At 42.6% G+C, this 24,051-nt stretch carries 18 protein-coding genes and 1 pseudogene; 15 read left to right on the top strand and 4 right to left on the bottom strand.

Features of this window, described 5'->3' with window-relative positions; genetic code table 11:
* Positions 1-365: 365 nt before the first annotated feature.
* Positions 366-764 (bottom strand): DUF6335 family protein, encoded by a 399-nt coding sequence (locus tag V7L05_RS14060; protein WP_335164762.1) that lies wholly within the window; start codon positions 762-764, stop codon positions 366-368.
* Between the two features lie 310 nt (positions 765-1,074).
* On the opposite strand from V7L05_RS14060, the gene V7L05_RS14065 reads away from it, so the two are divergent.
* From V7L05_RS14065 to V7L05_RS14100, 8 genes and pseudogenes are all read left to right on the top strand, one after another.
* Entirely contained in the window at positions 1,075-2,172 is a 1,098-nt protein-coding gene (locus tag V7L05_RS14065) for a DJ-1/PfpI/YhbO family deglycase/protease (protein WP_335164764.1), read from the top strand.
* A gap of 132 nt (positions 2,173-2,304) precedes the next feature.
* Entirely contained in the window at positions 2,305-3,003 is a 699-nt protein-coding gene (locus tag V7L05_RS14070) for an SRPBCC family protein (protein ID WP_335164766.1), read from the top strand.
* Positions 3,004-3,039: 36 nt separating this feature from the next.
* A pseudogene (locus V7L05_RS14075) lies at positions 3,040-3,222 on the top strand (glutathione-dependent formaldehyde dehydrogenase); the annotation flags it as partial.
* Positions 3,223-3,337: 115 nt separating this feature from the next.
* Complete coding sequence (locus tag V7L05_RS14080) at positions 3,338-3,688, top strand: hypothetical protein (RefSeq protein WP_335164768.1); 351 nt, start codon at positions 3,338-3,340, stop codon at positions 3,686-3,688.
* A 252-nt stretch (positions 3,689-3,940) separates the two neighbouring features.
* Entirely contained in the window at positions 3,941-5,110 is a 1,170-nt protein-coding gene (locus tag V7L05_RS14085; RefSeq protein ID WP_335164770.1) for a zinc-dependent alcohol dehydrogenase, read from the top strand.
* A gap of 15 nt (positions 5,111-5,125) precedes the next feature.
* Positions 5,126-5,467 (top strand): cupin domain-containing protein, encoded by a 342-nt coding sequence (locus V7L05_RS14090; RefSeq protein ID WP_335164772.1) that lies wholly within the window; start codon positions 5,126-5,128, stop codon positions 5,465-5,467.
* A gap of 428 nt (positions 5,468-5,895) precedes the next feature.
* Entirely contained in the window at positions 5,896-7,020 is a 1,125-nt protein-coding gene (locus tag V7L05_RS14095) for a TIR domain-containing protein (RefSeq protein WP_335164773.1), read from the top strand.
* A gap of 48 nt (positions 7,021-7,068) precedes the next feature.
* Positions 7,069-8,235, top strand: a complete 1,167-nt coding sequence (locus V7L05_RS14100; protein WP_335164775.1) for a tetratricopeptide repeat protein — start codon at positions 7,069-7,071, stop codon at positions 8,233-8,235.
* Positions 8,236-8,390: 155 nt separating this feature from the next.
* Here the strand turns inward: V7L05_RS14100 and V7L05_RS14105 are convergent, their stop codons facing one another.
* The gene (locus V7L05_RS14105; RefSeq protein WP_335164777.1) at positions 8,391-9,632 is read right to left on the bottom strand and encodes a methionine gamma-lyase family protein; all 1,242 of its coding nucleotides are present in this window, start codon (positions 9,630-9,632) and stop codon (positions 8,391-8,393) included.
* Positions 9,633-9,718: 86 nt separating this feature from the next.
* Between V7L05_RS14105 and V7L05_RS14110 the strand changes: the two genes are divergently transcribed.
* From V7L05_RS14110 to V7L05_RS14140, 7 genes are all read left to right on the top strand, one after another.
* On the top strand, positions 9,719-10,540 hold the full coding sequence (locus V7L05_RS14110; protein ID WP_335164779.1) for an acyl-CoA desaturase: 822 nt from the start codon (positions 9,719-9,721) through the stop codon (positions 10,538-10,540).
* A gap of 207 nt (positions 10,541-10,747) precedes the next feature.
* Entirely contained in the window at positions 10,748-11,800 is a 1,053-nt protein-coding gene (locus V7L05_RS14115; RefSeq protein ID WP_335164780.1) for a fatty acid desaturase, read from the top strand.
* A gap of 216 nt (positions 11,801-12,016) precedes the next feature.
* Entirely contained in the window at positions 12,017-13,096 is a 1,080-nt protein-coding gene (locus V7L05_RS14120; protein ID WP_335164782.1) for a fatty acid desaturase, read from the top strand.
* Between the two features lie 224 nt (positions 13,097-13,320).
* A complete protein-coding gene (locus V7L05_RS14125; RefSeq protein WP_335164783.1) occupies positions 13,321-13,452 on the top strand; it encodes a hypothetical protein in 132 nt (43 codons plus the stop codon).
* A gap of 585 nt (positions 13,453-14,037) precedes the next feature.
* Positions 14,038-14,733 (top strand): LabA-like NYN domain-containing protein, encoded by a 696-nt coding sequence (locus V7L05_RS14130; RefSeq protein ID WP_334953735.1) that lies wholly within the window; start codon positions 14,038-14,040, stop codon positions 14,731-14,733.
* 29 nt (positions 14,734-14,762) lie between these two features.
* Complete coding sequence (locus tag V7L05_RS14135) at positions 14,763-15,473, top strand: response regulator transcription factor (protein ID WP_335164786.1); 711 nt, start codon at positions 14,763-14,765, stop codon at positions 15,471-15,473.
* Positions 15,474-15,477: 4 nt separating this feature from the next.
* Positions 15,478-16,566: a sensor histidine kinase gene (locus V7L05_RS14140; RefSeq protein ID WP_335164787.1), complete on the top strand. Its 1,089-nt coding sequence runs from the start codon at positions 15,478-15,480 to the stop codon at positions 16,564-16,566.
* A 394-nt stretch (positions 16,567-16,960) separates the two neighbouring features.
* On the opposite strand, the gene V7L05_RS14145 is transcribed toward V7L05_RS14140, so the two are convergent.
* A complete protein-coding gene (locus tag V7L05_RS14145) occupies positions 16,961-22,018 on the bottom strand; it encodes a PAS domain S-box protein (RefSeq protein WP_335164789.1) in 5,058 nt (1,685 codons plus the stop codon).
* An 808-nt stretch (positions 22,019-22,826) separates the two neighbouring features.
* Positions 22,827-23,993, bottom strand: coding sequence for an 8-amino-7-oxononanoate synthase (gene bioF / locus V7L05_RS14150; RefSeq protein WP_335164790.1), 1,167 nt, complete (start codon positions 23,991-23,993; stop codon positions 22,827-22,829).
* Positions 23,994-24,051: the final 58 nt, after the last annotated feature.

The following is a 24,051-nucleotide window of genomic DNA, read 5'->3' on the forward strand; positions in this document are numbered from 1 at the left end:
GCAATTTATCAGTGTTATTAATAACGTTATCAAATTTACAATTGGAGTTTTACCCTACTGAAGACAGATGTATTGGAATCATAAAGAAGAACAATTAGATACAGAAAATAAATCCGAGGGTGTGTAGTCGTATATTCAAAGTATTACAGTTGGATAAATATATCCAATATCAAAAGCCAAAATAAGGCTTGATAAGGGCAAGGAGTTAGCAATTGAAATGCTAAAAAATTGAGAGATTGGTTAAGAACTATTTCGGTAGATAGATGTTAATTTTAGTGTGACAGTGCTTTTTTAAGCACTGTCCAATTCAGCGACATCCAATTTGTGAATATACAGTAGGAATACGGCTTCTGCTTTTATTTAACTTATTCTCGCCGGTCTTGATAATCTTCAGAAGACTTTGGATCTAACTCCCAGCGATCGCCGTCACGTTCCTCTAAAATATCGTTAGTATGCAGAAACTCAGAGTCATCCATTTCTAGCCCTACGGCTGCTTCTAGCTCCTCAGTTACATTTTGATCGGGATTGGAAGTACTACCACCAACGGCTTTATCCCCAATTGCATCTGCATCTTCCCAATAAGTATCAACATCCCCAGCACTGAATTCAGGACTAGTTTCTGTGTACTCCTGTCTTTCTGCTTCCGTTGAAGTACCGCCAAGATTGTATCCCGACAAGTCTTTTACACCAGTACCATAGGATTCGGTAATTTCCTGTGGCAAATCATTGGTTTTAATTTTGTCATGATGATTTTTTTCTGCCATGATACTAGTCCTTTTCTGCATTCTCACAATAACGTTTTCTTGTCACCAAGTTGTCTAACTAGAGAGGTATAGCTTTAGAAATAAAATAATCTATCCCCTTGGAACGACGCTAAATTAGCGATCGCGCCATACTATTGGAAATATGAAATCATGGTTAAGCAACTTGTAGTTGAAGTTTTTTAGTTATGAGTTAGGGGTTATCGAACCGAAATTATTCAGTAGCCAACTTCTGACTGATAACTATTTTGTATTTTTGAGCAATCAATATTGTAGCTAGTTAAATACTAGAAATAAACAGGTAATAACATCTATGACTGACTATAACAATCATTCCAAGAATAAAAAAGTTGCAATTCTCATTGAACAGGCAGTAGAGGATGCAGAATTTACAGTTCCTTATAATGGACTAAAACAAGCAGGAATCGAGGTAGTAGTTCTCGGTTCCCGAATGAATGAAAAATATAAGGGTAAACGCGGCAAACTTAGCGTACAAGCTGATGGTACTACGACAGAAGCGATCGCAGCCGAATTCGATGCAGTGGTGATTCCTGGTGGGATGGCTCCCGATAAAATGCGGCGGAACCCTAACACAGTAAGCTTTGTACAAGAAGCTATACAACAAGGAAAATTAGTAGCTGCGGTTTGCCACGGTCCACAAGTTTTGATTGAAGGCGACTTGCTCAAAGGTAAACAAGTTACAGGCTTTAGCGCTATTGCCAAGGACATCATTAACGCTGGTGGAAATTATTTAGACGAGCCAGTAGTAGTTGACGGAAATTTAATTACATCTCGTGAACCCGGAGACTTGCCAATTTTCACCACAGCTATTTTAAGCCGTTTGGGTTATGGTGGCAAAGATGCTGCATTACCAAATGAGAAAGACACAACTGCTGAATGGTGGAAGTTAGCTGATGCTTGGGGTGGCTCAACTAAAAGTGAGATCAGCAGAGGTTTAAATAGTGCCCTTACTGGTGAACGTTATTCGCTAGAAGCATTTGAGAAGTACTTGGAAAAGGAATCAGATAGCGAAGTAAAATTAGTCTTTCAAGAAATCATTGCTAATAAACAGCGCCACATTGAAAAACTGGAAACCTACCTTCAGCTACTGGGCGAGAAACCCTCTTTAGGGGCAAATATTGCCAATCAGTATGCCAAGGTGAAAACTGCCTTAACCGGAAGTGATGATATATATCAGTTACGTTCCGCTTTGGGGGATGTGCAAACGGGTATTGGCGATATTGGCAATTTGTCTGCGATGTTAACTGACCCAGTAGCAACTGCTATTTTCAAAGAAATTTACCACGATTTATTAAAATCCGAACAGCGATTGGTAAAACTATATCGGGCGCGGATAGTAGCTCAGATTCAGCCTCCTAAGCCGACTACAGGGGCTGCTGTATCAATGTAACAAACCGCAGAGGCGCATACCCCTAGGGGGAAGCAAGCTACGCGTAGCGTCTCATAGAGAAGAACACAGAGATAGAAAGAAGAGAGTATTTGCGCCTCTGTGGTTAATTTACTGTGATGGAGATATAAAAAAGTGACTTCGACATCAGGTGATAAACTGACTACCAGTCAGAGTGAAGCTAGTGAAGTAGAGCGTTGGGCATCTCTCATCGGTGGTGGTGCTATGGTGCTGATGGGTTTAAGACAAGGCTCTTTGCGGGGAGTGCTGACGGCTTTAGCTGGTGGCGGTTTGCTATATCAAGGTGCAACTAAACAAAGCACAATCCAGCAAGCACAAGAAGCAATCGGGATAAACCAACCAATCAAAGTTGAAAAGACGGTAACAATTAATAAATCGGCAGAAGAATTGTATCGCTTTTGGCACAACTTTGAGAATCTGCCCACATTTATGAAGCATCTCAAATCTGTAAGCGTGTATAACGAAAAACGTTCTCACTGGATAGCCAATGCACCCTTGGGTAACAGCGTGGAATGGGATGCAGAAATTCTCGAAGACCGGGAAAATGAGTTTATTTCTTGGGCTTCTGTGGAAGGTGCAGACGTTGATAATTCGGGTTTTGTTCGCTTTAAAAAAGCCCCAGGCGATCGCGGTACAGAAGTAAAGATTGTCTTGGAGTATAACCCGCCAGGTGGAGCGTTGGGGGCTACCGTAGCTAAACTTTTCGGTGAAGAACCAGAACAGCAAATTGGTGATGAATTGCGCCGCTTCAAGATGCTAATGGAAGCAGGCGAAATTGCCACCACCGAAGGTCAACCAAGGGGAAGCAAGTAGTTATTCCCCCAATGACGCCACATGATTAGTGCCTAGATGACGGGTGTTGAAAAAGCGATCAATAGCGATCGCTTTCCCGAACGCCTGGAAATGGCGAAAAAGTTTGCCAAAGCAGAAGTGATTAACTCCGAAGAAGTTAATGCTGGCGAAGCGTTGAAAGAGAAGATTGGTGGCCGTGGCCTCGATGCAAGCATCGATGCTGTTCGTTTAGAAGGCTATCATATGTTTCAACAAAAAAAGAATAACTGCATCAAAGTTGTTCTTAAACCCTGAATGGTGAATAGTCATTCAGCGTTTTGAATTGTACACCCAACATAATGCAATCGAGGTTTTTATGAATCGAGTAATTTCATGGCTGCGGAATATTCGGATCTCCCAAATCCTTGTAGTTTTTCTGGTAGGATTTATGTTTTTACTGGGTCAGGCTTTTAGCTACGTTAATGTAGCACAAGCTGATGTTAAAACTCCAGAAGGTACTTATTACAAAGGAACACCAGACGAAGGTGAAATCAGAAACGATACCCAAATCAAAAATACCGAAAATCCATTAAAAAGCGTTGCTGATAATATCCGCGAAAAGCTAAACTTGGATGAAAAAAGTCCTAAAGCTACAAAAGAGTTTTTTGATCCTGCAAACAACAAAGCCGGAGAGAAATCTTCATCATCTGATAGAGACAGAAGCTAAATTTGTGGCAACTTTTGAGTCTAAATTTTTGACTCATATAGCGTTTCCTAATCACATGAGGTAGATCATAGTCCCCTCCTCGCAAGCGGGGAGGGGGTTCAGTACCTACTCCAGTGAGAACCGCTATATATTGTCGAATAAGTTTTGAGTAGCTACTGAGACGCGATAATTATCGCGTCTCAACATCAGGATAAATCGAGTATTTATCTTGATATTAACCAGCCAACAATCATAACTAAGGACTAAATAATTATGAAAGCAGTTTGCTGGCATGGAACAAATGATGTACGGGTAGAAACAGTTGCCGACCCGAAAATTATCAATCCACGCGATGCCATTGTTAAAATTACGTCTACGGCAATCTGTGGTTCTGATTTGCATATTTACAACGGCTACATCCCCACAATGGAAAAGGGCGATATCCTTGGTCATGAATTCATGGGGGAAGTAGTGGAACTGGGAAGCGCAGTTAAAAATGTCAACATAGGCGATCGCGTCGTTGTTCCCTTCACCATATCCTGCGGTAACTGCTTCTTCTGCAATCGGGATTTATCATCGTTGTGCGACAACTCTAACCCCAATGGTTGGTTAGTAGAAAAGCAAATGGGCTATTCACCATCAGGTCTATTTGGCTACTCTCATTTATTCGGCGGTTATGCCGGTGGTCAAGCAGAGTATGCACGAGTTCCCTTTGCCGATGTAGCCTTGTTTAAAATTCCCGATGGTTTGACGGATGAGCAAGTGCTATTTCTAACAGATATTTTCCCCACTGGCTATATGGCAGCCGAGAACTGCAATATCAAACCTGGTGATATTGTCGCTATTTGGGGCTGTGGCCCAGTCGGACAATTCGCCATCAAAAGCGCATATATGCTAGGTGCGGATCGTGTCATTGCCATTGATCGCATCCCCGAACGTCTACAAATGGCTAAAGAATATGGCAAAGCTGAAGTTCTCAACTACGAAGAAGTGGATGTAGGCGAAGCACTCAAAGAAATGACTGGCGGTCGTGGCCCCGATGCTTGCATTGATGCAGTGGGAATGGAAGCACACGGCACAGATTTTATGGCGTTATACGACCAAGTAAAGCAAGCGGTGCGTCTAGAAACAGATCGCCCAACAGCATTACGCCAAGTAATTGTGTCTTGTCGGAAAGGTGGTCACGTATCAATTCCGGGTGTGTACGGTGGCTTTATAGATAAAGTGCCGATGGGTGCTGCTATGAACAAGGGCTTAACCTTAAAAATGGGACAAACCCACGTCCACAAGTATCTAAAACCTTTGCTAGAACACATCCAAAACGGTGAAATCGATCCAACATTTATCATCAGCCACACATTACCTCTAGAACAAGCGCCCCACGGCTACGAAATTTTTAAGGACAAGAAAGATAACTGCATCAAAGTTGTACTCAAACCCTAATTTCATGAGTTTAATATGAGTGATAGCACCGTTAAAAAAATAGATTCTACCCATTCCCCTAAAGGTAAACTCGGTCAAAAATATCTAGCTTCTGGCAAAGATGTTGCCATGCGTCTTTGGGAAGACGAACAACCAAACGAAGACAAAGAGCCAAGTTCGCGCGACTATGAAACAGTTGGTTATGTAATTAATGGTCGTGCCCAATTGCACATTGAAGGGCAAGTGATTTTGCTAGAGCCTGGGAGTTCCTGGGTTGTGCCTAAAGGAGCCAGCCACACTTACAAAATCCTCGAACCATTTACTGCTGTTGAGGCAACTAGTCCACCAGCTCAAGTTCACGGACGGGATGAAAATTAAACCACAGATAAGCTGACGCGCATCTAAATTTGATAATTTAGCGCCTGAACTCTTTTGCTGTCCTAGATTGCCGTGTAAAACTAGATGACGAACAGCTTAACAGCCGTTTTCAATTGCCTGTAAATTAGATATTTTTTAGGGTAGCACAGCTAGCTGTGCTACCCTACCGCGTATTGCTTAGAGAAAATCGTACAAAATCTGAGGCGATATAGGTTGAATAAGCTTGCGATCGCCTCATCATTTCTTTATAAACTGTAAATTTTGTCTTAAGTGCGTTCCTTTTCTATGGAACGCATTTACTTATATGTAATTATTAAATGCAGTATTTCTGCTGTTGAGTGGATGTGGGCGGCAAAGTATCTACTAAGCCAGCACAAAACTCAACTAAACTTTGTCCTGCCAAATGCTATCTATATCAAAATCATCTAATGAACAGTGAAACCCCAGTGAACAAAATCCTGATTTTGGCAGCGAACCCGCAAGGCGTGAGTAAACTGCGTCTAGACGAGGAGTTGCGTGACATTGAGGAAGGTTTACTAAGGGGAAAGAAACGTGAGCAATTTTTAATCAAGTCAGCATTGGCAGTACGCCATAGAGATATTCACCGCCAGATTATGGACTTCGAGCCGCAGATTGTCCATTTTTCTGGACATGGAGCAGGAGAGGATGGCTTGGTATTTGAGGATTTAACAGGAGGGGTGAAACTAGTAGATGGAGAAGCACTCGCGGGACTGTTTGAGTTGTTTGCGGATCATGTAAAGTGTGTATTACTCAACGCTTGTTATTCCGAGATTCAAGCTAAGGCGATCGCGCAACATATAGATTACGTTATTGGCATGAGTCAGGCAATCGGAGATAAGGCAGCAATTGAATTTGCCGTCGCTTTTTACGATGCTCTAGTTGCGGGTAAATCTGTTGAATTTGCCCACAAACTTGGCTGTAGAGTCATACGTACAGCAGGTATTCCAGAGTCTCTGACTCCTAAACTGCTCACAAAAAACCAGTTAGGGACAGAAGAAAGCGCAACTACAACTGCTCCATTGTCTGCTGTTAGTGTAGAACTTCCAACACGAGAGTCTAAAGTTTTTTTATCTTACTCTCCCAAAGATGAAAAACTACGAGTAGAACTAGAAAACTCTCTCAGTATTCTGGAGGGACAAGGTGTTATTAGTATTTGGCATGATAAGAAAATAAGACTTGGCAACAATAGAAATATTGAAATTAATAAAAATCTGAACTCAGCCCGTATAATTCTCCTACTTATTAGTCGGCATTTCCTCAACTCTAAATACCACCTTAACTCTGAGGTGAAGCAAGCAATGGAAAGACAAAAAGCCGGACAAGCTTACGTTATTCCTATACTTATCAGTCCAGTTGCTGGTTGGCAGAGTATAACGGTTGGTGATTTTCAGCTTGGTGATCTCCAGTATTTACCTAGAAATGGCAAATTTATAACTGACAGTAGGTTTTGGAAAAATCAAAATGAAGCATTCGTTCAGATTGCTGAAGAATTTGGAGAAGCAGTGCAGCAAATAGCTGCCGAATCACATTAAATACGACTCTTGAGAATTTTCCAATAAAAGCTGCGTAAATTGTAATTTATGTCTTTCTTGCTGACATCTACCAGAACTATCAAACTTTTTTTTGCCCACTCTAGCTCTCGTGATGATGAAAAACTGCGGAGAAACCTAGAACCGCACCTTAGTAGTTTGCAACCACTAAGAGTAAGTATAAACTGGCAGAAAAATCAAACGTTGGCTGGAAGAGACTGCAAGCAGGAAAGTTACCAACACTTAAATATATCTCAAGTGATTGTACTGCTGGTTAGTCCAGACTTTTTGGCAGCAGATGATTGTAAGAACATTACGAGGCAGGCCATGGAACGGCACAGCGCTGGAAAAGCCTGTGTAATCCCTGTTAAACTCCGCCGAATTGATAACTGGCAAGCTACACCATTCGGGCATCTACAGTGTTTACCTTATAATGGTGAACCTATAACTAGTAGGTTTTGGCCAAGGCAGGATGATGCATTTGTAAATATTGTTGAAAAAATTAGGGAAGAAGTAGAGAAAATACAAGAAGATCAGCGACAACTACAACTGATTGAAGAACAACGGAAATCTGAATTTTTTGCATCTATCAATCGTTTTATTTCTAACCACTCTTTGAACCGAACTATTCGAGGTAGAAATGTACCTACTTTCTCCGTTGGTATTGTTGCTAGTGTTATTGGAGTTGCGGTGTTACTAGGATTTTGTAATTTTTTACCAGAGATGCAGGTCAATAACTTATTAAGTCAGGGACAAGATAAGCTTGATAGACGAGATTACCAAGGAGCATCTCAAGACTATACTGAAGCTATTAAAATTGCTCCTAAAAATATTAACGCATACATAAAACGTGGTCATGCACGTCATTTTCTCAAAGATTATCAGGCAGCAATTAAAGATTATACCCAAGCTATTAAAATTGCACCTAAAAATGTTGACGCATACATAAAACGTGGTGATGCTCAATATTTTATAAAAAAATACCAGGCTGCAATCGACGACTATACCAAAGCTATTCGCCTCTCTCCTGACTCAGTTGATGCCTACAAAAATCGTGGTTTTGTTTATGAGAAGAACTTACAAAATAAACAAGAAGCAATTAAAGATTATAAAAAGGTGGCGACTATATACAAAAAACAAGGAGCAACAGATAAGTACAAAAAAACTATTTCCAAAATCCAGAAGCTTCAGCAGAGAAAACCCCAATCTTCCAATTAAATTTATCCTAACCTGTGCCAGATCGGATAATGAGGAGAAATAAGAATCACCTTGGACTTGTCACAAGAGTAAGTAATGCGATCGCATTCTCAAACTAAAACGCGATCGCATTACGATTAATTTCTCAATAAACCTCATGGGGTGCAGAATATATGCTATAATTCATCGCCACAACTTCCGACTGCATCGATCGCAGCTTCCAATGCGATAGCCACATGAGTCCAATGAGTTCCCCCCTGGCAATAAACCACATACGGCGATCGCATTGGCCCATCTGCTGATAATTCCAAAGTACTCCCTTCAATAAATGTCCCGCCAGCCATGACTACCAGGCTCTCATACCCCGGCATCTCATCTGGAACCGGGTTCAAGTAGGAACCGATAGGAGAATGCTGTTGTATGGCTTTACAGAAAGCAATTAGCTTTTCGGCAGAACCGAGTTTAATTGCCTGAATTACATCCCCACGGGGAGCCAGGGGAGCGGGATTAACTGGATAACCGAGTTTGTCAAATACATAACCAGTCAGATAAGTCCCTTTCATCGCCTCTCCGACCATTTGCGGCGCTAGAAATAAGCCTTGGAACAGCAGACGATTTTGGTCAAAAGTAGCACCACCATAACTACCGATACCGGGAGCAGTGAGGCGACAGGCGGCGGCTTCCACTAAGTCGGCGTGACCGGCGACATAACCGCCAGCGCTGACAATGGTACCACCAGGGTTTTTAATCAATGACCCTGCGATTAAATCAGCACCTACGGCTGTAGGTTCTCTGGTTTCAATAAATTCGCCATAGCAGTTATCCACAAAGCAAACGGTGTTCGGGTTTTGCTGTTTGACTAAGTGGACAATTTTTTCAATATCAGCAATTGATAAACTCGGACGCCAAGAATAGCCACAAGAACGCTGAATTAACACTAAACGCGTGTTTTCAGCCACACTAGTAGTTAAAGCTTGCCAATCTATAGTTTCTTGGGGGGTTAGCTCCAATTGGCGGTAATTTATGCCAAACTCGATAAGGGAGCCTTGACCTTTACCTCGTAAACCAATGACTTCTTCAAGCGTATCGTAGGGAGAACCAACCACTGCTAACATTTCATCTCCAGGACGGAGTACACCAAATAAGGCACAAGCGATCGCATGAGTTCCCGAAACAAACTGCACTCGCACCGCCGCAGCTTCGGCACCCATAACTTCCGCAAAAACTTTATCTAAAGTTTCTCGTCCTAAATCATCGTGACCATAGCCACTTACACCTGCAAAGTGGTGTGCGCCCACACGGTGATTACGAAAAGCATCCAGCACTCGTTTTAGATTATGCTTGACCTGAGTGTCAATTCCAGAAAAAATTTCTAATAGTGCCTGTTCTGCTTGCCGCAGCTGTTCTAAGCTGTTCATCAGTTCCTTGTTCAAAATAAAATTATAGATATGCGGATTTTTAGATCGCACAGACTAGGCCGAAAAATTCAAATTCAGGTTACTGCATGACAATTGCTACTTCAACTAAACCTCAAATTAACTGGGTTAATACCCTGTTTTTCATTGGACTGCATATCGGCGCTTTATTTGCCTTTGTTCCTGGTAACTTTAGCTGGACGGCAGTTGGTGTGGGTTTCTTGCTGTATTGGGTAACTGGTGGTTTAGGCGTAACTCTGGGATTTCATCGCCTTGTTACCCACCGCAGTTTTCAAACTCCCAAGTGGCTAGAGTATCTCCTGGTTTTCTTCGGGACACTCTCCTGTCAAGGAGGCCCAATTGAGTGGATAGGAACACATCGTATCCATCATTTGCACTCAGATACTGACGCTGATCCCCATGATTCCAATAAAGGCTTTTGGTGGAGCCACATGGATTGGCTGATTCACTATTGTCCCGCTCACGCTGATGTTCCTCGTTTCACCAAGGACATTGCCGAAGACCCATTTTATCAGTTTTTGGAAAAATATTTCATTTTGATCCAGGTTGCTCTGGGTGTATTGCTTTTGCTTCTGGGTGGCTGGCCGTTCGTTGTTTGGGGAATTTTTGTTCGCATTGTCTGGGTTTACCACTGCACTTGGTTGGTGAACAGTGCTACTCATAAATTTGGCTATCAGAGCTATGATTCTGGTGATCGATCGACCAATTGCTGGTGGGTAGCCGTACTAGTTTTTGGTGAAGGCTGGCACAATAACCATCATGCTTTTCAATACTCGGCTCGTCATGGGCTGGAATGGTGGGAAATCGATTTAACTTGGATGACTGTTCAATTGCTGCAAGCAGTTGGTCTGGCTACTAATGTGAAGTTAGCCCCAACAAAAGTTAGTTAGGAGACGCGATTAATCGCGTCTGTACAGGAGTTAGGATGTCTACCTTTTTTAACTCATCACTCCTAACTCCTAACTTTTCAAAAAGCTATTTACTGGTGCGCTTGTGTCGGTTAGATTGCTATAATCCAAAGCGCTAATGTGAAGAATGTTTGAGGCAAGTTGCTTTTTGGTGACTTGGTGGAGGAGTTTTTTGTTTTTTAGGTGTCCATGACTACATCAATAATTAACAGCCAGAAAGTAAGTGACGAGCCTGGTAATTCCGACTTTAGGCTCAAAGATATTGTCAAAACCCTACCACGGGAATGTTTTCAGCAGAACCGTCGCAAAGCCTGGACACAAGTAATAATCAGTGTCTTGACAGTTGCCTTGGGCTACTACAGCCTGACCATCACTCCTTGGTTTCTTTTGCCCCTTGCTTGGATTTTTACGGGCACTGCTTTAACAGGTTTTTTTGTAATTGCCCATGATTGTGGTCATAGGTCTTTTGCCAAACGTCGTTGGGTAAATGATTTGGTGGGGCATTTCTTTATGATGCCGTTAATTTACCCCTTTCATAGTTGGCGCATTAAGCATAATTATCACCATACTCATACCAACAAGCTGGATGAGGACAACGCTTGGCATCCAATCCAACCGGAAGTGTTTGAAAATTGGGATAAAATCCGGCAGTCTGCTTTTGAACTGTTCATGCGTAAACGCTTGTGGTGGGTAGGTTCCATTGGACATTGGGCTGTGGTGCATTTTGATTGGCGGAACTTCAAAACTAAAGACCAATCGAGTATCAAGCTTTCTGTGGCTGTAGTCGTTGTGTTTGCAGCGATCGCTTTCCCGATTCTGATCGCCACAACTGGTATCTGGGGATTTGTCAAGTTTTGGCTAGTACCCTGGATGATTTACCATTTTTGGATGAGTACTTTTACTATTGTTCACCATACTGCCGCAGATGTTCCTTTTGTGACAGTGAACAAGTGGAATGAAGCTCTAGCACAGCTATTTGGCACTATTCATTGCGATTATCCGCGTTGGGTAGAAATTTTGTGCCACGATATTAATGTTCATGTCCCTCATCATATTTCCACTGCGATTCCTTCTTATAATTTGCGGCTAGCTTACAGCAGCATCAAAGAAAATTGGCAGCCTTATCTGCATGATGAGTGTCAGTTTTCTTGGTCTTTAATGAAGCAGATTACAGACAAGTGTCAACTATACACAACTGATGTTGGCTATAAGACCTTCAACGAATATTACACAGAGCGATAAATAGCGCTGTGATTAGATTCACGCTCTTGAACCGACGAGAGCGTTTATCATGCTGTGTTTAAATAGAATCTGGCAATTGTTTACTGACTAAAATTTTAGGTAAATTGCCAGAAATGATCCGATTGTGTGTTAGCGATCGCTAGTTTTCGGGCATCCTAAAAGTGAGATGATCTTCTCTCAAATAAAGTTCTGATTTATATCCAACAACAGAATCCAGTGCAATCAAATATCATCGCTTTGAATAATCCTTTAGGCTGTGAAACCTCTGAGGATACGACTAAATTACCTTTCACACTTGGGGATTTAAAAGCTGCAATTCCTGCTGAATGCTTTAAACCCAATGTGACAAAATCACTTTTTTACTTCTTCCGTGATATCCTGATTATCGGTCTGCTTTATGCAGTTGCTTATTACCTGGATTCTTGGCTTTTCTTCCCGATTTTCTGGCTAATGCAAGGAACGATGTTTTGGGCTTTGTTTGTAGTCGGACATGACTGCGGACACCAATCTTTTTCTAAGCATAAATGGCTCAATGATTTGATTGGACATCTTTCTCACACACCAATACTTGTTCCTTATCATGGTTGGCGGATCAGCCATAGAACCCATCACAAAAATACTGGCAATATAGATAACGATGAAAGCTGGTATCCTGTGACAGAATCAGAATACAAGGAGATGCCTTTAGCCCAAAAGATCGGCAGATATTATGTTTTTCTCTTGGCTTATCCTGTGTATTTGTTTAAGCGTTCTCCTAATAAGGAAGGCTCCCACTTTTTGCCCAGCAGTTCGCTTTTCAAACCATCGGAAAAATGGGATGTGATCACTAGTACTGTACTTTTGATTGGCATGGTAGGTTTGCTCGGTTTCCTCACCTACCAATGGGGTTGGATGTGGTTATTGAAATATTACGCTGTACCTTACCTTGTGTTCATAATTTGGCTGGATTTGGTGACATTCTTGCACCACACTGAGCCAGATATTGCCTGGTATCGTGGAGAAGATTGGACTTTCCTGAAAGGGGCGATTTCTAGCATTGATCGTGATTATGGTTTGATCAATCATATACATCATGATATCGGTACTCATGTTGCTCACCATATATTCCTTAATATGCCTCACTACAATTTGCTAAAGGCAACTGAGGCAATAAAACCAGTGATGGGTGAGTATTTCCACAAATCGGAAGAACCCATTTGGAAGTCATTATGGAATTCATCTATCAGCTGCCATTTCGTAGCTGATACTGGTAGTAAGGTTTACTACACATCTCAGAAGAAGTTAGCTAAAGACTAAGATTCAGATTCCCGACTTTTGAATGAAGTCGGGAATCTGGTATTTTCGTCAATGCTTTCTGACAACTTAGCTTTTGAGGTGCGGCATATTACATTATTAGTGTTTCTAACTCTGTCAGTATTTGAGCATCCTTAGCCTGCGTAAATCTCAACTTCTGGGCTGTAAGGTTATTAAAATAGAGAGTTGACACTCCCCGCGATAAATCGACGGGGATTCTTGGTTCAATGAGACCACTTAAACTAGGTTCCTTGCGTTACCTAGCCCAGAGGTGGGACTCTCCCCAAGCGTTAACTTTGGGTATGCCCTACCCTAGTTGCATTGCTGAGGCAGTGCGTTGGGCGGCTATGCCGACTTGAAGCAACTGCCGTGCAAGTCCTGTTAGTTTGAAACAAATAGTTCCAAAAATCTGAGTCGTCTAGCTCCTATAAATCTTTTACCTACTGCTAGGAGGAAACTAGAACAATGCAGTAGAACCGCATAGATTTAATTGTCAAGGTTCAGTGCTTTGTCTTTCGACAGCTAGGTTTTTTAAGTGGTTGATTACCTTTCCACTATCATTAGTATAGTATATTGGGACACTAATTAATTGAAAGAAAGCCGTCGTAGAACGACGGGACTTTAAACCCAATTTTTCGGTAAAATAAAATATAGATAGATGACCTTCGCGGATTTTTGCCCCTACCTTACAGTTAGGATTTGTTTTCTCCAAACTCTTGCCGTCTAGGTGGGTAAAGATTAACACATCTCTGAGAGGAGGAAATATACTCGTCAAAATAACCCTGACAACAATGAAAAACCCTTCCGCTATGTACTTTGAATCCTGTTAGTTTATCTGAATACAGTGACTTAAGATCATTACCTGTTAGAGTTATAAATCAGCACAGACTATACTATAGACAATTTACTCAGAACTCTTTCCAGCTTAAAAATCAGAGGTATCAATGATTATAACTAATTTTAGCAAACATACAAATGAATTTAAGGAATCTAAAGTACTCAAAGCTAAACCACATTGGCAAGGGCAAAATTTGAGCGATACTGCTGGCAAAGGTAAAGATACCAAGATGCGAGATCCTGCATCTGATAGTTCGATTTTTAATAGCTTCAATCGTGGTCGAGTTGCTATTTTTATTGATGGCTTAAGCCTATTTCATACAGCTTTACAACTCGGTATAGAAATTGACTACGTTAAATTGCTTTGTCATTTAACTAACGGTTCCAGACTGTTGCGGGCTTTCTTCTATACTGGGGTTGATACCAGCAATGAAAAGCAACAGGGTTTTTTATTGTGGATGCGTCGTAATGGCTATCGTGTAGTGGCAAAAGAGCTAGTTATGGCGGCAGAGAATTTCAAAAAATCAAATCTGAACGTAGAAATTGCTGTAGACATGATAACTTTAGCTCCTTATTATGATACTGCGATTTTAGTCAGTGGGGATGGAGATTTAGCCTATGCTGTGAACGCTGTCAGTAGAATGGGAGTTCGAGTGGAAGTGGTCAGTCTGCAAACGTCCACTAGTGAAAGTTTGATTGATGTTGCTGACTGCTTCATTGACCTCGATAGTATTAAAGCATACATTCAAAAAGATTCTCATCTTGGCTATAGTTATCGCACGCAGTCAAATTCAAATCTTTAAGCTCCGTATTTTGCTCGAACCTAGTTGAAATGGATATTTTAATAGTTGAAGATGAACCAGAAATTGCTCATTTAATCGAACTCTCTTTAGAAAAAGAAGGATTTTTTTGTCGCATTAGCCGCGATGGCATGAATGCTTTGCGGATGTTTCAGGAGCAACCACCTGATTTAATCATCCTAGATTTAATGATTCCTGGTTTGGATGGGTTAGAAGTTTGTGCCAGAATTCGCCAAAAACCAGGTGCAAAAGATCCTTACATTTTGATGCTCACGGCTAAGGGTGAGGAAATCGATCGCGTTATTGGTCTGTCTACTGGTGCTGATGATTACATGGTCAAACCCTTTAGCCCCAGAGAGTTGGTAGCTAGGGTGCGGGCACTATTACGGCGTAGCCTCCGCCAAGGGGGACAAAATCAAGTCAATCGTACCCAACACTTTTTTGTTGATGTAGACCAGCGCACAGCCAGTCGTCAGCTGAATTCTCAGGAGGTTGAAATTTTGGATTTAACTACCCTAGAATTTAACTTGCTAACCACCTTTGTCAGCAATCCTGGTCGAGTTTGGAACCGCACTCAACTAATTGATAAACTGTGGGGAGATAACTTTTTTGGTGATGAACGAGTGGTAGACACTCATGTAGCTCGGTTGCGAAAAAAGATTGAGCCTGACCCGGCAAATCCGACTTTTATTAAAACTGTTGTTGGGGTTGGCTATAAATTTGAAGATCCTCCGGTAGCGTAAATATATGAAGATGGGGCTGAGAGGGCGCCTATTTTTCTCCCACTTAGTAGTAATGCTCGTGGGGGTAGCTAGTCTGGTGAGCATCAGCAAAATCTCTTCCCCCCGCTTGTTTGTCTTGCATTTAGAACGATTAGAAAATCAGGGGTTCGACTTAATCGATGTCCGTACTGAATTGGTTACAGGATTTGAACTTGCTTGGCAGCGAAGCACTATTTGGTCAGTATTAGTCGGCACCACCGCCGCCGGAGGATTGAGTTATTGGGTGTCCAGACGGATTATGGAGCGATTGACCGAGATGGAACAAATCACTCAAAAATTTGCTGCTGGTCAGATGGATGCCCGACTACCTGTGTCTGACATTCCAGAACTCAGTGGACTGAGTGCTAGTTTTAACCGGATGGCAGCTAGTTTAGAAGGGGTTGAAGCGCGGCGGCGAGAAGTGATTGGCGACATGACTCATGAACTACGAACACCGTTAACCGTGGTGCGCGGTTACTTAGAAGAACTGGCTGATGGACAAATTGAAGCGTCTCCTGAAATCTATCGGCGTTTAGCTAGAGAAACTAGGCGTTTAGAGCGGTTGGTAAACGATTTACAAGAACTGTCTAAGGCAGAAGCTGGTTATCTACCAATTAATATCCAACGGGTAAATCTGCGTCCGTTGTTAGAGTCATTAGTGGAGAAATTTACCGACCAACTGTTAGAAGATGGGCCAATTCTGCTCTTGCAATGTCCATCTGTGCTACCTCCTGTATTGGCAGATATTGACCGCACAGAACAGGTGTTGGTTAATCTGCTAGGTAATGCAGTGCGTTATACTAATGAAGGTTTAATTACCATTCATGCTGGGATTGAAGCATCTCAACTCTGGATTGCGGTTATAGATACAGGTATTGGTATCGCTCCAGAAAATTTGCCCCATGTGTTTGAGCGCTTCTGGCGAGCTGACCAATCGCGCGATCGCCATTCGGGAGGCACTGGTATTGGCTTAACTATTTCCCGTCGTTTGATTGAACTACAAGGCGGTCAGATTCAGGTAGAAAGCGAATTAGGAGTTGGTAGTACGTTTCGGTTTTTTCTGCCTTTAGGTTGATTTGAGTCAAAACCCTTGAGATACAAGGGATTGACACAAGGTAGTCACGGCTGTGTCATACTCAATTGCTAATTTGAAAGTATCCAAAATCTTATTTTTTGATAAATGGCGAGATTTTGGAAATGCCTAGATTATAACATTATGTATACTTTTGTTCTGGCTGCTTTTTTGGTTAGTTTACTCAGTCTTTCGGGTTACGCTGCGATCGCCTACCTGTTCCCTCGAAATCGTTCTCAAGACTAAGCAATTAACAATTCAAAATTCAAAATTCAAACAGGTATACAGCGTATGCGTTTCATTAATTTGGAATGGATGGTTTATTTACGCCGTGTTGTATTAGGGGGTTAGGTTTCGCGTTGGTTTTTCTTCTTTGAAAAGTCAGACAAGAGTCAGATCAAGGTTGATTCTGCCCGATGAGATTGACGATCGCTGTAGCTAATTCCACAGGATCGACGGGTTTAGGTAGGTGTTTTTGAAATCCGGCTGCCATTGCTTGGTTGTAGTTAATTTCTCCAGCATAAGCAGTCAAAGCGATCGCTGGAATTTGCCCGCCTTGGTCTGGCGGTAATTTTCTCACCTCGCCCAGCAACATATATCCATCCATCAAGGGCATTCCAATATCGCTTAACAGGATATCTGGCAATGATAGTGCTAGTGTTTCCAGTGCTTCGGCTGCTGATTCAACTGCTGTTACAGTCGCGCCATATTGTTCTAGCGCAAAGCTAAAAAACTCTCGCACATCAGCTTGATCGTCCACAAGCAGGATTTGCACTCCAGCCAGTAATGTGTCTTCAGTGGTGAGTTCTGGTTGAGAAGTCTCATCACTGCTGACTCGCAACTCAGAATTTTTCAGCAAAGGTAGCCTAACTGTAAAGGTAGCCCCTTGTCCTTCTCCCAGACTCTCTGCCTGAACTGTACCACCGTGAAGTTCTACTAGATGACGCACAATTGCTAGTCCTAATCCCAGTCCGCCAAATACTCTGGTTGTCTTGGCATCTGCTTGCCGGAAGTAATCAAATACGTAGGGCAAAAATTCCGGGTTGATTCCCTTACCTGTATCAATCACCTGAATTTGGACATCTAACCCAACTTGCTCTAGACGCACTTCTACTCGTCCTTCTGTGGGTGTGAATTTAACGGCATTGGAGAGGAGATTCCACATCACTTGTTGTAAGCGATCGCTATCGCCGAGAACTTTGCCGATATCATTACTTAGCACCGTTTGAATTTCAATTGATTTGGCTTCTGCTGCTAAACGCACCGTTTCTAGTGCAGATGCGATCGCTACTTTCAAATCTACTGCATACAAATTTAACCTGACTTTACCTTGTAAAATCCGCGAAACGTCAAGTAAATCTCCAATCAGTTGGGTTTGTAACTTGGCATTGCGCTCGATTGTTTCCAATGCCCGGATTCTAGTGGGTTCGTCAAATTTGCGGGTTCTGAGTAACTTTGCCCACCCTAAAATCGGATTCAAGGGAGTTCTGAGTTCATGGGAAAGGACAGCGAGGAATTCATCCTTAATCCGGTTGGCTGTCTCGGCTTCTGCCCTTGCAGTCTTTTCGGCTTCGTAAAGTTGAGCGCGAGCGATCGCTTGACCACACTGTTGTCCCAATGTCAACATAAATCCCTGGTATTCTTCGTTAAATATTTGGACAGTGGTAAAGCTTAATCCCAGTGCCCCAATTACTTTGCCTTCTGCGATCAAGGGAATGGAAGCCCAGGCATTATTCCCTGTGAGAGTCACAACATCTGCTAAGTTCGGATATTTAGCAATCATTGCGGCTAAATTTTCTAAAAAAATCGGCTGCCTAGTTCTGACTGTTTCCGCTATTTGGTTAGACGCAGTGATCGGAAAACTTGCCCAGCTATCTATGAGTGATTGCGGATAGCCAATTGCTTGCACAATTTTCAGGGTAGTACCTCCCTGAGCAAGTAAGACAACAGAACCAGCAGTGGCTGACAAGGCGGCAATTCCTTGGTTTACCACCACATCAGCCACCTGTTGGGGAGTTAGGGCTTCCGAGAGGGCAGCAGTTATTCTTTGTAAAAGTATGGTGCGATTGACAGACCGTTCAGCCGCCTGTTTTGCCTGTTGAGTTTCCTGGTAGAGTCTGGCGTTATCGATGGCTGTCGCCGCCCGACGAGCAATATCCTCTGCTAAAGCCAAGTCTGCCTGTTGGTAGTGCCGACCTGACTCGGCTGTAAAAAAAGAGATTGCTCCAAACAATTGCCCACGAGAACGAACTGGAATCACCATTAGAGAACGAATACCCAGACTTTGCAGTAATTGCAGATGTTCATCGTCTTGAGACATCTGTACAAGATTAAAGTCAGATAATTCGGGATAAAAGACTGATATTCCCAACTGTAGACGCTCTACAAGCTGTTTGGCTCTGTTTTTGGGTGGATAACGCCGTCGGATTTCGTCTAAAGTATTTTGTTTTCTGGGGTCGGCAACTGCGATCGCAATTTGTTTACTTGACCAATCTTCACCGAAAACATCTACAATACACCAGTCAGCTAAAGTTGGAACTGCTAGATTAGCCACACTTTCCAAGGTGATTTCATAATCTAATGAGGCAGCTAATAAGGTGCTGGCTTCGACTAAAAACTGTTGTGTCGTTTCAACTCGTTTGCGTTCGCTAATATCTTCAATAATCCCTAATGCATACTTTGCTTGTCCGTTAGCATTCCAAACTGCTGATGAAGTTAGGTTTACCCAAACTATAGAACCATCTTTGCGGATGTAGCGCTTCTCTAGGGAATAACCACTAATTTCTTTTGCCAAAACTCGCCGACCATTCTCCCAATCAACTTCTAAGTCGTCAGGGTGGGTAATTTCCTGAAAGTTCATCTCCATTAACTCTTCATACCCGTATCCAGTAATCTCACATAGGGCAGGATTAACCTGAATAAATCGTCCATCCAACGCTACTAGAGTAATGCCGACAGCTGCCTGATTGAACATTGCCCGAAACCTTTCTTCGCTTTCGCGCAAGGCAACTTCTGTTTGCTTTGCTGCGGTCATATCTGCCAATATAATTCCAATTCCTATCGTTTCACCCATTGCGTTGTTGACCGGGTAATAGTTGCCCAGCCAGTAGCCGTAACGTCCGGGTTGCCCTCTTGTCTCACCACTAATTTCCACATTCAGCAGGGGTTCTCCAGTATCCAACACGGACTGTAACTGTAGCTCTAACTCAGCCGCCATTGCTGGCAACACTTCCCCAAATTTGCGTCCTAGATGCTCTTCTATGGTCAAACCGTTAATGTCAGCCAAAACTTGATTAATTCGGATATATCGCAGTTCCCGATCTAAAAAGCATACTGCCACAGGTGCAGCTCCTAAGAGCGCATCTAGAAGAGATAGAGATTCGGCATAATGGACTAAAGTCTGGTGGATATCTTGATAAAGTCGGGCATTTTCCACTGCTAAGGCAGCACGATGGGTAATATCGGTTGCTAAAGTTAAGTCAGTGCGATCATAGCGACGGTCTGATTCGGCGGTGGCAAAGCTGATGCAGCCGAGTATTTGTTGGTGTGCGATTAAAGGCACAATCATCAAAGACTTGATCCCCATTTGCCGAATTACTTCTAAGTGTTCGTGATTCTGAGTAGCCGCCACCAATAGCGAGTCAGAAACTTCTGAAATTAATTCTGGTTGCCTGGTTTGCAGTACCTTAGCGATTGTACTTGCACCCTTGGAATCTGGGACATACTGCTCAAGTTTACGCGCCAACTCCCCTTTGGATGGGTCTGCATGGGCAATGGGTAGGTGGCGAATAGAACCATCTTCATTTAAAATGTCAACGCTACACCAATCAGCAAGCTGGGGAACTGAGATTTTGGCAATCTGTTCTAAAGTTTGTTCATAATCTAGCGAAGTAGAGAGTAAACTACTAATTTGGGCGATATAGCGGAGTCTTTCCTCAGCCTGCTTGCGCTCTGTAATATCGAGAACAAAAAAAGCTCCTCGATTTACAGTCCCTTCAAAATGGCTACCACCTGCCAAAATCGGCAAGCGTGAGCCATCTTTACGGATATATTCCTTTTCATAGGGTGTGCAAAAGAAACTGTTTTGAATTTGAGTTAGTGCTTGCTTATCAAGTGGCACGTACTCTGTAGGAGTTAGGTCTTGCCAGCGAAGTGTTCCGGCAAGTAATTCTTCACGAGAATAACCTACCATATTCAGCAAGGCATCATTAGCGTCTGTAATTCTGCCGTCTCTATCCCAGAAGCCAATACCAATCATGTTTGACTCAACCACGCCGCGAAACTTCGCTTCGCTTTCCCGCAGTGCTTGCTCAGTTTGTTTGAGTTGAGTAATATCAATTGAACTAATGCCCACTCCCAACAACTGTCCATCCGGCAAACACACCGGATAATAGCTGACAAGACCATAACGATAGACCCCAGGCGGATATGTTTCACCGCTCACTTCCTGGTTAAGTAAGGTCTGCCTAGTTTGCATCACTTGCTCAAAGACAGGCTCAATTTGGGCTGCCCATTCCGGTAGTACTTCCCTAAAGGTGCGACCAATATGTTGACTTTGCGGTACACCGTTGATGGCTGCTAGCGCTTCATTAGCATGAATGTAGCGCAGTTCAGTATCGAGAAAAGCCAGTGCCATTGGTGAACTAGTAACCCAAGCATTGAGTAACGCCAAAGATTCGTCTTTTTGCTGAATAGCTTGCTGAAGTTCCTGATGCAACGTAGCTTTTTCTAGTTCTGCCTGCTTACGCTCAGTAATATTCACACCTGCACAGGTAATACCCTGAATGCTATTGTCTGCATCCCTTAGTGGTTCAATCAGCAAATCATAGTAACGGTCTTCTCCACAAATTGTTAGATAAACCTCTTCACGGGTGGAAACACCACTCTCTATTACCTTCAGCTTAATTGCTCTCAATTGCTCTGCTACTAAAGCTGGAAATAATTCATCATCAGACTTACCTAAGACTTCTTCAGCAGTCTCTAGACCTTGAGGATTATGAATCCACTGATATTGCAAATCGCGATCCTGCTGAAAGATCACAATATCTGAACTACTTAAGGCTAATCGAAATCGCTCCTCACTAACTCTCAGCTTTTGGAGATTTCCATCAGCGCGTCTTTTAGCAGTCTTTAATCGCTCACAGATGATACTAAAGAGCAATCCTTGTAATGCAAACAATCCAATTCGCGCAAAATCGGATAAGTCAAAACTTAGATCATAAGCTGGGGAGAGAAAAAAGTAATCGCTCAATAACGCAGACAAGCCGGTTGCTAACAGCCCTGACTTCAAACCACCATACCAACCACTCACCATTACAGCGCTATAAAATAACAAAAAAGGAGTTCGACTCATGCTTAACCAGGGGTCTAGCATTAACATCAGCACTAATGCAAGTGCAACAATTAAGACAACTATGCCATAACGCAGTAAGTGGGAATAATGAATATGGGGCATGAAAATGTCTTGGAACAACCAATACTTATTGCTTAGGCTGTATATACCCTAAGCTAGTTTGTAAATTTTAGTAACTTATCCACAGATAGATTTTTATTTAGTTTTAAAACCTCTTTTGTTAGAAGCTAATTTCTCAAAAATATACTATGAAAAGTCAAAAATTATCGTTAATTTTATATATAGCAATTGTGTTGGATTTGTAAAAATTTAAAGCCACAGATCCCTAACTTGAAGCAACTGGCACGTGAATTCCATTTGCTATGCACTAGGGATATTTTTTCAAAAGGGAGTAAGATGCACCCTTGCGATAAATAAGTGGGCAAGAATAAATGAAACTATATTACGCAATATAAAATTAATTAAATTGGCTCGTAGTCATCATCTCCAGTCCGATTTTCACGGCGAAGCCTTTACTACAAACCTTTTATTATTTACGCCCAGTTACTTACTAAGTAGGTAGGCGTAATTAAACATAAGATCAAACCTCACCCTCAATCCCTCTCCTTATTAAGGAGAGGGAAGCCGGAGGTAGGGTGAAGTTTTATATTTAATTTCACCCACTTATATTATTTCACGCAAACCCTGATACATATAGATTTATCGTAGGGGCACAGCAATGCTGTGCCCCTACCAACGTATTTGTATCATTATTAAAGTAAAACGGTATTACTTACTACATCTTTGGGTAAAATCGTGGCGAATTGAGGGTTGAAATTTAAACACATAGGCGCTTTGCCTGAGCGCAGGGTAGGGACACCCAGAGAATTTGCTACAAATTAATGAAATGCTGTACTTAGAAACTTATGAGTTAACAGATATCCTTCAGCACTGCTACCAATTTTTCAATATGTGCTGCTTCATGAGTTGCCATTAAAGATATTCTGATCCGACTTGTGGGCACTGTGGGGGGACGAATTGCTGGGGCAAATATGCCAGCATCTCTTAGCTGTTTTTCAGCTTTAAGTGCATCTGCGGCACTAGACAATTCAAAACATAGTATAGGTGATTGCGATCGCAGCAATTCGAGATTAGGTAACTGTTGTTGCAGCAAATTTTTCAAGGAGTGTACGTTTTCCCACAATTTGGCACGGCGTTGCGGTTCTTGTTGCACTATCTTAATTGCTGCTAAGGCCGCCGCCGTATCAGCAGGCGAAAGCCCAGTGGTGTAAATCCAAGTGGGTGCGCGGTTCCGCAAAAAGTCAATTAGGGCGCTACTTCCTGCCACATACCCCCCTAAACTACCCAAAGCTTTACTCAAAGTCCCAATTTGAATTAACTGCTTTCCCGTACATCCAAAATGTTCGACACATCCCGCGCCAGTTTTTCCTAGTACCCCAGTGGCATGAGCTTCATCAACTAGCAGCATACAGCTAAATTTATCAGCGAGATCCAACAGTGCGGACATTGGACATAAATCGCCATCCATGCTGAAGACGCTATCAGTCAAAATCAAACAGCGTCGGTAGTTTTGGCGCTGTTGACTCAACTGGGTTTTTAGTACTGTAAGATCACAGTGCGGATATTCCACAACTGCTGCACCACTGAGAATCGCCCCATTTTTCAGACTGGAATGATTGTACTGGTCAGAGAAAATTAAATCACGCTTGCCAACAAGGGTGGTAATTGTACCCAAATTGGCTAGATACCCGGAACTAAATACCAAGGCATCTTCTGTTTGTTTGATAGATGCGATCGCCTCCTCCAATTCCCTGTGTAATTCTCGATGCCCACTGAGTAATCTAGAACCAGTACTACCAGTGCCAAATTCGGCGATCGCTGCGATCGCGGCTGCGATTAATCGCATATCTCCCGCAAGTCCCAAATAGTCATTACTGGCAAAATTAATTACCTCTTGTCCAGCTAAAACCACCGTTGCACCCGGACGACCGTGGATTGTTTGTACTGATCGATACCAGTCTGCCCGATGAATTGTTGCTAGAGATTCATCTAGCCAAGCATAAGGGTTAGTGGGCATGGGGAGTGGGGAGTGGGGAGTGGGGAGTGGGGGGGATGAGGGGGATGAGGGAGATGGG

The organism is Nostoc sp. (assembly GCF_036917755.1).
In the GTDB taxonomy this organism is placed as follows: Bacteria; Cyanobacteriota; Cyanobacteriia; order Cyanobacteriales; family Nostocaceae; genus Nostoc.

Bases quoted from the DNA above. Each gene is read 5' to 3' on its own strand.
- V7L05_RS14060 (WP_335164762.1), bottom strand. From the start codon at position 764: ATGGCAGAAAAAAATCATCATGACAAAATTAAAACCAATGATTTGCCA.
- V7L05_RS14065 (WP_335164764.1), top strand. From the start codon at position 1,075: ATGACTGACTATAACAATCATTCCAAGAATAAAAAAGTTGCAATTCTC.
- V7L05_RS14080 (WP_335164768.1), top strand. From the start codon at position 3,338: ATGAATCGAGTAATTTCATGGCTGCGGAATATTCGGATCTCCCAAATC.
- V7L05_RS14085 (WP_335164770.1), top strand. From the start codon at position 3,941: ATGAAAGCAGTTTGCTGGCATGGAACAAATGATGTACGGGTAGAAACA.
- V7L05_RS14090 (WP_335164772.1), top strand. From the start codon at position 5,126: ATGAGTGATAGCACCGTTAAAAAAATAGATTCTACCCATTCCCCTAAA.
- V7L05_RS14095 (WP_335164773.1), top strand. From the start codon at position 5,896: ATGAACAGTGAAACCCCAGTGAACAAAATCCTGATTTTGGCAGCGAAC.
- V7L05_RS14100 (WP_335164775.1), top strand. From the start codon at position 7,069: ATGTCTTTCTTGCTGACATCTACCAGAACTATCAAACTTTTTTTTGCC.
- V7L05_RS14105 (WP_335164777.1), bottom strand. From the start codon at position 9,632: ATGAACAGCTTAGAACAGCTGCGGCAAGCAGAACAGGCACTATTAGAA.
- V7L05_RS14110 (WP_335164779.1), top strand. From the start codon at position 9,719: ATGACAATTGCTACTTCAACTAAACCTCAAATTAACTGGGTTAATACC.
- V7L05_RS14115 (WP_335164780.1), top strand. From the start codon at position 10,748: ATGACTACATCAATAATTAACAGCCAGAAAGTAAGTGACGAGCCTGGT.
- V7L05_RS14125 (WP_335164783.1), top strand. From the start codon at position 13,321: ATGAGACCACTTAAACTAGGTTCCTTGCGTTACCTAGCCCAGAGGTGG.
- V7L05_RS14130 (WP_334953735.1), top strand. From the start codon at position 14,038: ATGATTATAACTAATTTTAGCAAACATACAAATGAATTTAAGGAATCT.
- V7L05_RS14135 (WP_335164786.1), top strand. From the start codon at position 14,763: ATGGATATTTTAATAGTTGAAGATGAACCAGAAATTGCTCATTTAATC.
- V7L05_RS14140 (WP_335164787.1), top strand. From the start codon at position 15,478: ATGAAGATGGGGCTGAGAGGGCGCCTATTTTTCTCCCACTTAGTAGTA.
- V7L05_RS14145 (WP_335164789.1), bottom strand. From the start codon at position 22,018: ATGCCCCATATTCATTATTCCCACTTACTGCGTTATGGCATAGTTGTC.
- bioF (WP_335164790.1), bottom strand. From the start codon at position 23,993: ATGCCCACTAACCCTTATGCTTGGCTAGATGAATCTCTAGCAACAATT.